Raw genomic sequence first — 13,241 nt, forward strand, 5'->3', positions numbered from 1 at the left:
AATTTGATTTTCGAAGAGTATAAACTAGAAAAGTGAGAATACAAGCACTGCCAAGGCTGCACCAATAACAGGACCCACAACAGGAATCCAGGCATAAGACCAGTCTCCGTCTCCCTTGTTTGGAATTGGCAAGATGCTGTGCATGATACGAGGACCGAGGTCACGCGCAGGGTTCAAGGCATATCCTGTTGTCCCACCTAGTGATAGACCGATACCGACAATCAAAGTCCCCACTGCAAAGGTTCCGATACCTGCCTGAAAATCGTAAAGACCCAAAGCAAAGATTGTCAACACCAAAACAAAGGTTCCAAGGATTTCGCTAACCAAGTTGGATACTGTGTTCTTGATTGCTGGTCCAGTACTAAAGGTTGCCAGGATATTGCCTGCATTTTCTTCTGCATCATAATGCGGTTTGAATTGCAACCAAACCAAAATCTGAGCCACCATAGCTCCTGCGAACTGAGCTAGGATATATGGGAATACTGAAGCCCAAGGCAAGTCACCTTTTAAGGCTACACCAAGCGTCACAGCTGGGTTTAAGTGTGCAGGACTAAGTTTGCCAGATACAAAGACGGCAATCGCAACGGCGATCCCCCAACCCATAGTAATCACAATCCAACCTGCATTGTTGCTCTTGGTTTTAGGAAGAACCACACCTGCTACAACACCATTTCCTAGAAGAATTAGGATTAAAGTCCCTAGAAATTCTCCAAATAATTCATTCATCATCTTTCTGTCTCCATTAAAAAGGAGGAGAGGGTAGACTAGGAGTCCGGCCCGCCACCTCTTTTATTTTTTCTTAATTTTTTAATTCTGCTAAATCGTTGTTAGCAAGAGCTGATTCGACATCAGCACGGTAAGCTATTTTTTCATCTTCTGTCCATTCATAGAATCGTCCCATTTCATTCAAAACTGGCTCAACGATGCTATCCAAACTATCACGCATAAAGAGCATGTGGTTGGTACGACGAAGGAGGAAGTCAACTGGGCTCAGAGCCAACTCATTGCGCATTGCATAGTGAAGGGACAAGGTATCTGCCAAGCTGAGTCCTGGTGCTTGTTCCAAGCTATGAGCGAGAGCAAAGACTTTCGGTGCATTTGAACCGTAGAGATTTGCTAGGTAATGAGCTTCCTTGCTATCCAAACCACGTGACACTCCAAGTTGCGCAAAGGCTTCGATTTCTGAGTCCACATTTGCTGGGTTCAATTCTCCACCTGAAACAGGGTAAGTCTTAGAATTGATGAGTTTAAAGCTACGGTCAAATTCTGTTTTGAGGATGTCAACCACGCGCTCCATAGCTCCTTCAGCCATTTTACGGTAGTCTGTGATTTTACCACCAGCAAGGGTCAAAAGACCATTATCATCACGGTCCAAGCTAGAACCACGAGAAACTGCAGATGGGTCCAAGTGTTTCTCAGAGGTACTGCTTTCAAGCTTGCTGACAGCAGACTCAACATCTTCACGCGTTTTTTCTTTAGAAAGATAAGATTCAACAGTCGCAATCAAGTTGTTAAAGCTTTCGTCACTAATGGTACCGTTATTTCCGCCATTGTAGTCAGAAGCGCTATTGCCTGCGATCAATGGACGAAGACCTGCCCAGCTGCTTTCGATATCATCAATGGTGATGTTGGCTTCTGGGAAGCGATTATTGACAATGCCAAGTAGATAATCTACATCTTCCTGAGTCACTTTTGGATGTTCCAAATCACCTGTGTAGTCTGTATCCGTTGTACCAAAGTAAGTCTTGTTTTCACGTGGGAGAACAAAGACCATACGACCGTCACCCAAACCTGTGTCAAAGTAAACTGGCTGTGACACCTTGATCTTGCTTGAATCCACTACCAAGTGAACTCCCTTAGTTGGACGCATTTGTGAGAATTGTGTTCCCTTATTAGACAAATTGCGTACCTTGTCGCTCCAAGGACCTGTTGTGTTAATAACCAGACGGGCCTTAATTTCAAAGACTTGGTCTGTCAACAAATCACGAGCTACGACACCTGTAATCTTGCCACTTTCGTCAAAGAGGAAGCCTTCTGCCTTCACGTGGTTGGCAATGAGGGCACCGTCTTGGTTGGCACGTTTGATATTTTCAATCACGAGACGCGCATCGTTGTTACGGAAGTCAAGGTAAACCCCACCTCCTACCAAACCTTCTTTCTTCAAGTTTGGTTGGCGTTCCAAGACTTGATCCTTGCTCAAAACTTTGTTAGCAGCTGGCGTATTGTTAACCCCTGCCAAAAGGTCGTACAAATCCATGGCTACTTTCAGACGGAAGAGACTAAAGGTCGCTCCATCTTCATCGTAAACTGGCAAGAGCATTGGATCTGGTTTTGGAATGTGTGGAGCAATTTGTTGTACCACTGCACGTTCTGAAACCGTATCTGATACTACTTCTACGTCAAATTGCTTAAGGTAACGAAGACCTCCGTGAACCAATTTTGTTGAACGGCTAGATGTTCCTTCTGCAAAGTCTTGCATTTCAATCAAACCAGTATCTAGACCACTAGCTGCTGCCTGTAAAGCTACACCAGCCCCTGTGATTCCTCCACCGATAATCAAGAGGTCTAGGGTACGTTCCTGCATTTTTTTAATTGATAATTCACGTGTTTTCTTTGAAAATTCCATATTTACACACTTTCTAACTGAGTCGCTTTATTCTTCCAATATTAGTCATCTACTTCCGCAAAGACTTGAGTCGCTTTTACAGCCTTCTTCCAGCCCTTGTAGAGTTGTTCCTTGCGAGATTCGTTCATAGATGGCTCAAAAAGTTCCCCAGTCTCATTCAAGAGCTTCAACTCATCCAAGTCTTTCCAGTAACCTACTGACAAACCTGCTAGGAAGGCTGCTCCTAGAGCAGTTGTTTCCAAGTTTTTAGCGCGTGCGATATCGATTCCCAAGATGTCAGCTTGGAACTGCATGAGGAAGTTGTTCATAGCTGCACCACCGTCTACTTTCAAGACCTGTATAGCTGTCTGAGCATCCACTTGCATCGTATCGATAATATCACGCACTTGATAAGCAATTGATTGAAGAGTTGCCTTGATAAAGTCTTCCTTACTTGTTCCACGAGTCAAACCAAAGACAGAACCGCGAGCATTTTGATTCCAGTACGGTGCTCCTAGTCCTGTAAAGGCTGGAACTACATAAACTTCATCATCATTGTGAGAATCACGAGCATATTTTTCAGATTCTGGTGAATTTTCAACCATGCGAAGACCATCACGAAGCCACTGAATGGCACTTCCTGCAATGAAGATTGAACCTTCCAAGGCATAGTAAACCTTGCCGTTGATTCCGTAACCAATCGTTGTCAAGAGGTTGTTTTCAGACAACTGCATTTCTTCACCAGTATTCATGATGATAAAAGAACCTGTTCCATAAGTATTCTTGACCATACCTGGTTCAAAAGCCAACTGTCCAAAGAGGGCCGCTTGTTGGTCCCCAGCCATACCAGATATTGGCACTTCCCCACCATAGAAATGGAATGGAGCTGTCTTACCGTAAATTTCAGAGTTAGAACGAACTTCCGGAAGCATAGCCTTCGGAATGTTGAGAATTTCCAAAATCTCATCATCCCATTTGAGTTCTTTAATGTTATAAAGCATGGTACGGGCTGCATTTGAGTAATCCGTCACGTGAGCCGCACCGTCAGTCAATTTCCAAACCAACCAAGTATCAATGGTACCAAAGAGCAATTCCCCTTTTTCTGCTCGCTCTTGAGCGCCTTCTACATGGTCCAAAATCCAACGAACCTTAGTCGCTGAGAAGTAAGCATCGATAATCAAACCAGTCTTCTCATGGAATTTTTCCACATAACCTTGACTTTTTAGTTGCTCAGCCAAAGGTGCTGTCTGGCGTGACTGCCAAACGATTGCGTTATAGATAGGAAGCCCTGTTTTCTTATCCCAGACAACCGTTGTTTCACGCTGGTTGGTAATCCCGATTGCTTCGATTTGATTGGGCTTGACACCACTTTCGATGAAAGCTCCAGCAATAACAGACTGGACGGAATTCCAAATTTCATTGGCATTGTGCTCAACCCAACCTGACTGAGGGAAAATCTGCGTAAATTCCTTTTGACTCGAGCTGACCTTTTCTCCTTTTTTGTTGAAAATAATGGCACGAGAACTTGTAGTTCCCTGGTCAATGGCCATGATGTATTTTTCTTGTGACATGTGCTGTCCTCCTGATAAAGATCTTGAGGTGTTTCCTCTTTACACTAACTAGTATACAAAATAAAGCGCTTTCTTGTTCATCAACTTTTTTTAATTTTTTAAAAAATGTGAGGAGATTGTGTGAATTTCACAAAAAAGGCCTGGGAGCACCAAGCCTTTTAGGGAAATAATAACTGACGAATCGCTGCCAAATCTTCCATATCCAAGTCATTTTTTAAATAATAAACTGGTGTTTGTTCCTTCTTATGAATCGGGTTATTGGTAACCAGCAAATCATAATGCCGAGTTCGGTCATAGGCTTCAATGGTAATAAAACGATTATATTCCAAATACCGTTTCAAAATGGCTACCATCCTTGAAAAGACAAGAAAACCTGATGTCAAATCCAGACCAATCCGCATATGCTGACCACCATTTTCAGCCATATATTCGATTAACTGGAGCCATTCCCAGAGAATCTTCTTATCTAAATCTGTCCCCTGTTGAAAAGCAGGTAGAGCATGAAAAATCTCCTCTGCTGTCCCCTTAAAATCATGTTCCATCAGTAAATATGGATGACGATTCTCCAACTGGTACTTGTAGCGATCCTGTAAAATATAGCCCTTATAGAGATAGACTTGAGCACAAAGCTGACTGAGTTCATAAGTAACGTGATCCTCTGTATAATCACTCAGCAATTCCTCCTTCTTCATTTCTTGAATCAATTGCGTCAGTAAATCTGCCAACTGCCCTCCAAAACCAAGGATATACTCCATAGTATGAAGAGGAAGAATGCGATGAGATAGGAGGAAAGAGAAGAAAATCATCATCTCCCCATCTTCAGTCCCTAGAGGAAGGTGTTGACCAGCGAAAAATGACGGAGCCTTTCTCAGCAAACGAAGGTAGAAAATATTGTCAAAATACCCTCGCATTTTCTCTTCTATCACTTGAAACTGACAGGCGTTAACCCGAAGACGTTGTTGACTGATATGAGACCAGAGAACCAAGTCCAATTTCTGGCCCGAAGACAAGCTTGCACCGCAGATTTCTTCTAGTGTAGCAATTTCCTGCTTTCTCTCTGGTTTCTGCATATGGCCTTCCCATTCCTGACTCGACCAGACCTTGCGGAAAAGACAGAAATAGAAATAGCGAATCTGATGCTCTGGACCTCGCCAACGTCCATTCTGGATGGATAAATCAAATTCTGACAAAATCTGATTTAAGCTAGCTAAGTGACGACCAAGCGTAGCCTCGCTAATCATCAATTCTTGAGCCAGCTGATGGGCTAAAAACTGTTGGTGGTAGAGAAGATAGACCACAATCTGGTATTTAACAGCATTCTCCAAAAACAGGCTCCGAATATCTCTCCCCTTGGTAGTTGCACCGATCGATAGACGCAGATTTTCATCTTCTAAGGAGATAGTCAGCTCTAAGCCACTATCCAAAGCCTTGTCATTGAGTAGGGTGACATATTTGGTTAGGGTTGCTTTTGAAAATCCTGTTTCCTCCATTACAGCCTTGACAGTCGTCTGAGACTCTTGTAATAGAAAGGAAAGGATTGAAAATTGGCCAGATTCAGCCTTTTCCATCAAATCTCCTAAATACATTTGTTACCCCTTTCATTTTCTACCTTAAGCATAGCATAAATCTTACAAATGCTGAAATAATCTGTTTCTCTTTTTATTTTCATGCTGATTTCCTAGTCCATTATCCTGAAAATCAGTAAACACACGGCTCCCTCTTTGGGCATTTTTATGCTAAAATAGTAGCTATGGATAAAATTATTAAAACTATATCAGAAAGCGGAGCCTTTCGTGCTTTTGTCCTTGATAGCACGGAAACCGTCCGCACTGCTCAAGAAAAACACCAAACCCAAGCTAGCTCAACTGTAGCGCTTGGTCGAACTCTTATCGCTAGCCAGATTCTCGCAGCCAATGAAAAAGGAAATACCAAACTAACAGTTAAGGTGCTTGGATCTAGCTCTCTAGGTGCTATCATCACCGTCGCTGATACCAAGGGGAACGTCAAAGGCTACGTTCAAAATCCTGGTGTTGACATCAAAAAGACTGCAACTGGTGAAGTTCTAGTCGGACCTTTTGTCGGCAATGGCCAATTCCTCGTTATCACAGACTACGGTACTGGAAATCCTTACAACTCTATGACTCCCCTCATTTCTGGGGAAATCGGTGAAGACCTTGCCTTTTACCTGACTGAAAGCCAACAAACGCCTTCAGCAGTCGGCCTCAATGTCCTTTTGGACGAGGAAGACAAGGTCAAGGTTGCAGGTGGTTTCCTAGTCCAAGTCTTACCAGGAGCCAAGGAAGAAGAGATTGCTCGCTTTGAAAAACGCATCCAAGAAATGCCAGCTATCTCAACCCTCCTCGAAAGTGAAGACCATATCGAAGCCCTCCTCAAAGCTATCTACGGTGACGAGGCCTACAAGCGTCTTTCTGAAGAAGAGATCCGTTTCCAATGTGACTGTAGCCATGAGCGCTTTATGAATGCTCTTGCCAGCCTTCCAAGCTCAGACTTACAGGAAATGAAAGAGGAAGACCACGGAGCAGAAATCACTTGTCAATTCTGCCAAACTACTTACAACTTTGATGAAAACGACCTGGAGGAACTCATTCGTGACAAATCTTAATACACCTTTTATGATTGGCAATGTTGAGATTCCCAATCGTACCGTTTTAGCACCCATGGCTGGTGTCACCAACTCAGCCTTTCGTACTATCGCAAAAGAGCTTGGAGCTGGACTCGTTGTCATGGAGATGGTCTCTGACAAGGGAATCCAATACAACAATGAAAAAACCCTGCACATGCTTCATATCGATGAAGGCGAAAACCCAGTCTCTATCCAACTTTTTGGTAGCGATGAAGACAGCCTAGCACGCGCAGCAGAATTCATCCAAGAAAACACCAAAACCGATATCGTCGATATCAACATGGGCTGCCCAGTTAACAAAATCGTGAAGAACGAAGCTGGCGCTATGTGGCTCAAGGATCCAGACAAGATTTACTCGATCATCAACAAGGTTCAATCTGTCCTTGATATTCCACTTACTGTCAAAATGCGTACCGGCTGGGCCGATCCATCTCTGGCAGTTGAAAATGCCCTCGCTGCTGAAGCAGCAGGTGTTTCTGCCCTCGCCATGCATGGCCGTACCCGCGAACAAATGTATACAGGTCATGCAGACCTTGAGACCCTTCACAAGGTCGCTCAAGCTTTGACCAAGATTCCATTCATCGCAAACGGTGACATTCGTACGGTCCAAGAAGCCAAACAACGTATCGAAGAAGTCGGTGCTGACGCAGTTATGATTGGCCGCGCTGCCATGGGAAATCCTTACCTCTTCAACCAAATCAACCATTACTTTGAAACAGGAGAAATCCTCCCTGATTTGACCTTTGAAGACAAGATGAAAATCGCCTACGAACACTTGAAACGTTTGATTAACCTCAAAGGGGAAAACGTAGCAGTTCGTGAATTCCGTGGCCTCGCTCCTCACTACCTCCGTGGAACATCTGGCGCTGCCAAACTCCGTGGAGCCATTTCACAAGCTAGCACTCTAGCAGAGATTGAGGCTCTTTTGCAATTGGATAAGGCTTAATAGACCAAAACCCGTAACTATCTTAAAGTTTACGGGTTTTTCTTGGATTTATATAAGCAATCAATGTCTATATGAAATTAGTCATTCTCCGTCTTTTTTCCTTTTAATAGATAAACACCTACTAGAGATATTAGACCTAAGAATTCCATAAGCAACGTTGACATTGTTCCAGTTGATGGGAGTGCTTGCTTATCTTTTTTATCTGAATTTGAACGATTTTCACTCATTTGATTTGCTTTATCAGCAAGAAGAACCATTTCCTTATCATCAGATTGAGTTTTTCCTTCCCTATTTTCCTCTGGCTCAGTAGCCATTTGTTTTTTAGGAAGTGTTTTAATCGCAAATAAGCTGAAATGACTCGTTTTGAAAACGACTTGCCCATTTTCGACTGTTGATGGGAGCAACTCCAACTCTCCATTTTTCTTCACATGGTAAACTTGAATCTCAGACTCAATATTACCAATTGCAAGACGAACTACTCTCTCTCCCTTCACATGGGTTTCTTTTCCATCTTTTGAAAGGGAAATATCAAATATGCGCACTGTTCCTTGCCCTGTTTGATGGGTAACATTATCAATCATTTCTTTTGTTGTTACCTCTTTAAGGTTGACAGAGTCTGCTTCTGTAGCAGTTTCAAACATAACAGTAATCTTGGCATTCCCATTTTGAGTTGTAAATACCTTTTGAACAGTAGATGTCGGTTGAGATGAGAGAGTAGGAGAAAGACTGTTAGATCTGGTAGGAGATGAAGAATTTGTCTCGTTTCCTGATGGTTTACTTGGGGTAGATGGTTTTACTTCTTGCTCTTTTTCTGGAGATTTTGGTTTAGTGGAAGCACTTGAACTTCCTGAAGAGCTAGTGGAACCGGAGTGACTTCCTGCAGTGGATCCTGATGGGTTCTGCTCTTTTTCCACAGGTTTGCTTGGAGTAGGTTTCTCTAGTTTTTCTGGAGTTTCTGGTTTAGTGGAGGATTCTGAATTTGACGAAGAAGATAAGCCCTTTTTAAAGTTAGACAAAGCTTCATCTAGTTTTGATTGACTTTCTGTAACCAGATCCTGTAGTTGGGCTTTTTGGGTTGATTCATCTAATTTATGCAAATACGTTTTTTCAATATCTTTTAGCTTTTTAATTAGCTCTACAGTATTGATATGTTGCTCTTTTTCTAAATTTTTCTTGATGTCATCTAATAATCCTGTTAGATGTTTAGTGACCGCTTCCTTTGCCTTATTTCGCTCTAAGCCGATTTCTCGTCCCTTATGTTTAACGACTAGAGCTTCTATCTCCTGTTCAGCTTCTTTCACTAGGTTTTCCACTTTTTCTTTACTCGAAGCCTCATCAAACATCCTTTTATACTTCTCTACAGATTCTTTGGATTCTCTTAAAAGATCTGTAAACCAAAAAACTCCTCCATTTTCCTTTTTTAAACGAGTAAGCATATAATTATCCAAAGTTGTTTTAGCTGTTTCTTTAGCTTCTTTAAGATTTGTCTCCGTAGTTTTTTCAGTAGAAACTATATTTCCTCCTTGATTTTCTACTTTTGGTGGAGTTGGATTATTATGTTCTTTTCCAGAAGGTGAATCAGAATCTAATCCTTGATTCGCAGGCTTAGTCGTATCACCTCTACCATTAGAAGAATTAGAATTTCCTGATGGTTCACTTTGTTTATTTGATAAACTATTCTTAAAGTCCTCTACCAACTTATCTAGCTTCGTTTGCCCCTCTTGCTGCAGTTTCTCTATTTTTTCTCTATCAGAAGCTCCACCAATTTTCTCCTGGTACTCTCGTACAATTCCCTGAGCTTGCTGGAGAATATCTCCAAATCCAGAAGCAGAATTATCTAATTTATTTAGAAGACTAGTCATATAATTAGACAAACTAACGCTAGCTTTTTTAACTACTTCATCATGTTCTTTATTACGTATTTCCAAACTTTCTTGATGAAAGTTATTCGCTATCTCATCTAGTACTGAATAGTTCATCTCCTGTTCAATCTGCTTTCTGTACTCAGCTTTTTTATCTTCAGGTAAAGCTGTCTCTCCCAACTCTTTTATCAACTGCTGTCTATATTCCTTCAGCTTATCTTGCCCACTAGATGTAACCATGGGGTTATTTCCACCTCCAACCCCTTCTGCATGGACTACTCCTCCTAAGAACAGACTAGCAACTACTACACTAGCTACTCCAATACTAAATTTACGAATTGAATAACGTACTTTTCTCTCACTTTTTGATGCAAACATAATTATTTCCTCCAATATTTTTCTTAACACTACTATATCATTTCAATATGAACTGTATATGAATTGAATCTTGTATTTATCTCTTTATGCTTCCATTTGGAATTATAACTTCATGTAATAACTTTTCCTCTTCAGCTATTCGTCGATACAAAATAACTGCATAAGCTGGAAAAACTAAAACAAAAGTCATATAGGCATGACTCAGCAAGGTCAGGCCAATCAACTCGGGAAGGATATTTAAAAAGTAATTGGGATGTTTTACTGTCCTAAATAAGACATGATCCACAAACTTATGATTCGGTGCTAACATCAACTTGACTGTCCAAATATCCCCAAGCAGATGAATAACAAGTAGTAACATCAACATAGAAAATATCAGGAGCACCAAACCCACAACACTCATCATATTGAAAGACGGTCGATAGACTAGGGCTTCCATAAAACAAGCCAGATAAAAAACAATATGAACCAAGGTAAGACGTTTGGTATTTTTAATGCCAAATTCTCGCCCACCATCCCTACGAAGCCGTTTTTCATTTGCAATTGATTTCTTTAGGAACAACAAGCGAATTAAAAATACACAGATAATGATTATTGCTATCATCACAATCCCCTTTCTTTACCACTACTGTAACATCTCTATGTTAACCCAATATGAATTGAAAAAGAAAAAGAACGAAAACTGATTCCGTTCTTTGATTTACTCTATCACTACCATTCAAACTATGCTTCCTTAAATTATCCTCAAGTAAGAAAAGAGTCTTACTAAAGCTAACTATCTGGTAACAAGCAGATTTTAAATTCCATCCCTTGTTCATAAGGCAAGAAACTATAGGACATACGATGACTCTCTAAAATATTCTTAACAATATAAAGACCCAACCCTGATCCTGTTTCTCTGTCTGTTACAATTTGTGAATGGTAAAAAATATCAAATAAATGTTCTAACTCTTCCTGATTCAACGGAGCACACGTATTCCTAATAGACAGATAACCATCTTGCTCAGAAATAGTCACAATGCCAGATTGATCTGAGTACTTGATAGCATTACTGATAAGATTTGTCAAGACTTTATCCAAAGCCTTCAAGCTCATCCTTACTTTTGTATCAGTAGTCAACTGATTATCAATCACAAGATTTTTAGAAAATGCCAATTCCTGATATCGAGACAAAACATCTGTCAAAACGGTATTTACCATTAAAATCTCACTGCACTCTGTCCATTCTTGAAATTTAGAAGATTCCAACACTTCCTCTAGCAAGAAACTCATCTGATCGATTTTATCAATACTCTTTTCAAGATACTTAGGATGATCCTTATAATCCCCCACATTGTATTGCATATTTTCTAAGATAATCCTGAGAGTAGCTAGAGGTGTCTTTAATTCATGCGATGCTCCACGGACAAAGGAAACCTTTTGATTTTGCAATTTTACAATTTGCTCATTGCGATTTTCCAACTCATGAATAACCTTCAACAAGTGCTCATACACACCATTAATCTGCTTTCCAACTTCACCAACTTCATCTTTTCTGCTTTCATCAAAACGAATATTGTCATCCAAATCTTGCATCTTACTAGTCACTTCTGAAATGTAAAAAAGAGGATTGAGCAAGCGTTTCGTATAAAAATAAGAAAAAACAAAGGAAAAAGCAATTGTAACCAAAAATGTATAGGGGAGATACAAAAGCAAAATATTCTTTGCTTCTTTGTAGATATCCACTCCCTGCACAAACTGCACCGTTACCTGTTTACCATCTGCTGTACTAACAGGCTTATCTAACATCACGATATAATTTGATAGCTCTCCATCTTTAATATCTAAGTCATGCACAAGAGGGAGCCGCTTATCTAAGATATCTCTTTTAAGGTGAGCAGATATGGTCAAGGACTTTGAATAAGACTGGAGTAAGCTTGGAATTTCATCAGCTGTCTTAGTCTTTAAATACTCCGTAAACACTCTTGCACTCTCATTAAACTTTTCCCCCTCCAATTGAATATAGTAAAAAGGAAAGGTCAAATAAATAGCTATATGAATGACTAGACCAACACCACCTAGAATTGCAAAACTTCTTAAAAAAGACTTGGTTAATAATTTAGGATTTTTTATCATAAGCTAATCTTATACCCAACATTTTTCACAGTCACAATGCAATCTAAAGCTAATTTTTTGCGAAGAGTACGAATATAGACGTCAACGACCCTATCACAAGGTAAATCAGCTACATCTTTTGAAATTTCTTCCAATATCTGCTCTCTACTTAAAACTTGATTTTTATGCTGAATCAAACACTTTAGTACCAATAATTCCTTTGGTTTGAGATCAATTTCTTCATTTTTATAATGTGCTTTGTAAGAGGTAAAATCCACTGTTACATCCTGATATTGCCAAAGATCCTCTATGACGTAGTAACGTCTGATAAGCGCTTTAATACGCTTGGCAAGCAGTACCAAAGAAAAAGGTTTTGTCACATGATCATCAGCATAGAGATCAAATACCTGTGACTGAGTAGTTTCATCTCCCAGAGCACTCAAGACGATGACAGGAATATCGTGCTCTTGATTGATTTCTTTTAACACTTCAAAACCACTCTTCCTAGGCATCATTAAATCCAGTACCATGAGATGGATAGGGAGATCTTGAAATTTTTCCAAGGCCTCTTGTCCATCCTTAGCCATAATGACATGATAACCCTCTTCTGTCAGAAATGCTGCAATTCCTTCTCTAATCATTTCCTCGTCATCTGCAACTAAAATGTTCATCTCTCTCCCTTTCTACTACCGGAACTTCACACATCTATTTCCTGTATGTTATTTGAAAATTTCCTACCAGCCTATCATCTATGATAATGGAATGGATTTCATTTATCCGCTACTTGTTGTCAACAACAACGTAAATACAAGAAAATCATTCATCTTGCAGCTTAGTTTGATTTTTCAAATACCAGCTAGAACAGGTTTGACAGGCAAAAAAGAAACAGGTCTCTTTTGAAAGGATAAAAATTTCAGATAAGACTGCTCTTTTTCTACTACACATGCTCTAAGACAAATACGATGGAGGGTAATAAACATATGAATTTTGGGTTGAATAGTGAAAACCACGGATCCTTTAGAAGCTATAGGTTTTAGTTTCATACTCTTCGAAAATCTCTTCAAACCACGTCATCTCTATCTGCAACCTCAAANNTTGCTCTTTGATTTTCATTAAGTATCACTCCACTGTGACTTATGGT

The 13,241-nt window shown here is 40.3% G+C and carries 10 protein-coding genes; 2 read left to right on the plus strand and 8 right to left on the minus strand.

All coding sequences use genetic code 11. The features are described 5' to 3' along the window. Nucleotides 1-24: 24 nt before the first annotated feature. The 4 genes from HT685_RS02075 to HT685_RS02090 all read right to left on the minus strand — a co-directional run bounded on the left by HT685_RS02075 (nucleotide 25) and on the right by HT685_RS02090 (nucleotide 5,762). A complete protein-coding gene (locus HT685_RS02075) occupies nucleotides 25-729 on the minus strand; it encodes an MIP/aquaporin family protein (protein ID WP_173224931.1) in 705 nt (234 codons plus the stop codon). A gap of 70 nt (nucleotides 730-799) precedes the next feature. Further along, nucleotides 800-2,626, minus strand: coding sequence for a type 1 glycerol-3-phosphate oxidase (gene glpO, locus HT685_RS02080; RefSeq protein ID WP_173224928.1), 1,827 nt, complete (start codon nucleotides 2,624-2,626; stop codon nucleotides 800-802). A 41-nt stretch (nucleotides 2,627-2,667) separates the two neighbouring features. After that, on the minus strand, nucleotides 2,668-4,176 hold the full coding sequence (glpK, locus tag HT685_RS02085; RefSeq protein WP_173278938.1) for a glycerol kinase GlpK: 1,509 nt from the start codon (nucleotides 4,174-4,176) through the stop codon (nucleotides 2,668-2,670). A 158-nt stretch (nucleotides 4,177-4,334) separates the two neighbouring features. Further along, nucleotides 4,335-5,762, minus strand: a complete 1,428-nt coding sequence (locus HT685_RS02090; protein WP_173224925.1) for a helix-turn-helix domain-containing protein — start codon at nucleotides 5,760-5,762, stop codon at nucleotides 4,335-4,337. 164 nt (nucleotides 5,763-5,926) lie between these two features. Between HT685_RS02090 and hslO the strand changes: the two genes are divergently transcribed. Next, entirely contained in the window at nucleotides 5,927-6,799 is an 873-nt protein-coding gene (gene hslO / locus HT685_RS02095) for an Hsp33 family molecular chaperone HslO (RefSeq protein ID WP_000357854.1), read from the plus strand. Continuing rightward, entirely contained in the window at nucleotides 6,786-7,766 is a 981-nt protein-coding gene (gene dusB, locus HT685_RS02100; protein ID WP_000183308.1) for a tRNA dihydrouridine synthase DusB, read from the plus strand. Before hslO ends, dusB begins: the two co-directional genes overlap by 14 nt. Before the next feature lie 77 nt (nucleotides 7,767-7,843). On the opposite strand, the gene HT685_RS02105 is transcribed toward dusB, so the two are convergent. The 4 genes from HT685_RS02105 to rr06 all read right to left on the minus strand — a co-directional run bounded on the left by HT685_RS02105 (nucleotide 7,844) and on the right by rr06 (nucleotide 12,771). Further along, a complete protein-coding gene (locus HT685_RS02105; RefSeq protein WP_173278939.1) occupies nucleotides 7,844-10,036 on the minus strand; it encodes an RICH domain-containing protein in 2,193 nt (730 codons plus the stop codon). Nucleotides 10,037-10,082: 46 nt separating this feature from the next. Continuing rightward, the gene (locus tag HT685_RS02110) at nucleotides 10,083-10,610 is read right to left on the minus strand and encodes an isoprenylcysteine carboxyl methyltransferase family protein (protein ID WP_050252578.1); all 528 of its coding nucleotides are present in this window, start codon (nucleotides 10,608-10,610) and stop codon (nucleotides 10,083-10,085) included. Nucleotides 10,611-10,777: 167 nt separating this feature from the next. Beyond that, a complete protein-coding gene (locus tag HT685_RS02115) occupies nucleotides 10,778-12,121 on the minus strand; it encodes a HAMP domain-containing sensor histidine kinase (RefSeq protein ID WP_061438579.1) in 1,344 nt (447 codons plus the stop codon). Then, on the minus strand, nucleotides 12,118-12,771 hold the full coding sequence (gene rr06 / locus HT685_RS02120) for a two-component system response regulator RR06 (protein WP_049513297.1): 654 nt from the start codon (nucleotides 12,769-12,771) through the stop codon (nucleotides 12,118-12,120). The genes HT685_RS02115 and rr06 overlap by 4 nt, the downstream gene beginning before the upstream one ends. Nucleotides 12,772-13,241 lie beyond the last annotated feature (470 nt).

Origin of the sequence: Streptococcus sp. 5004 (genome assembly GCF_013276755.1) — a bacterium.
Taxonomy (GTDB): Bacteria; Bacillota; Bacilli; order Lactobacillales; family Streptococcaceae; genus Streptococcus.

What these genes read in the sequence shown, in the direction of transcription:
- HT685_RS02075 (WP_173224931.1), bottom strand. Translation starts at nt 729, where the DNA reads ATGATGAATGAATTATTTGGAGAATTTCTAGGGACTTTAATCCTAATT.
- rr06 (WP_049513297.1), bottom strand. Translation starts at nt 12,771, where the DNA reads ATGAACATTTTAGTTGCAGATGACGAGGAAATGATTAGAGAAGGAATT.
- HT685_RS02115 (WP_061438579.1), bottom strand. Translation starts at nt 12,121, where the DNA reads ATGATAAAAAATCCTAAATTATTAACCAAGTCTTTTTTAAGAAGTTTT.
- HT685_RS02110 (WP_050252578.1), bottom strand. Translation starts at nt 10,610, where the DNA reads ATGATAGCAATAATCATTATCTGTGTATTTTTAATTCGCTTGTTGTTC.
- hslO (WP_000357854.1), top strand. Translation starts at nt 5,927, where the DNA reads ATGGATAAAATTATTAAAACTATATCAGAAAGCGGAGCCTTTCGTGCT.
- HT685_RS02090 (WP_173224925.1), bottom strand. Translation starts at nt 5,762, where the DNA reads ATGTATTTAGGAGATTTGATGGAAAAGGCTGAATCTGGCCAATTTTCA.
- glpK (WP_173278938.1), bottom strand. Translation starts at nt 4,176, where the DNA reads ATGTCACAAGAAAAATACATCATGGCCATTGACCAGGGAACTACAAGT.
- glpO (WP_173224928.1), bottom strand. Translation starts at nt 2,626, where the DNA reads ATGGAATTTTCAAAGAAAACACGTGAATTATCAATTAAAAAAATGCAG.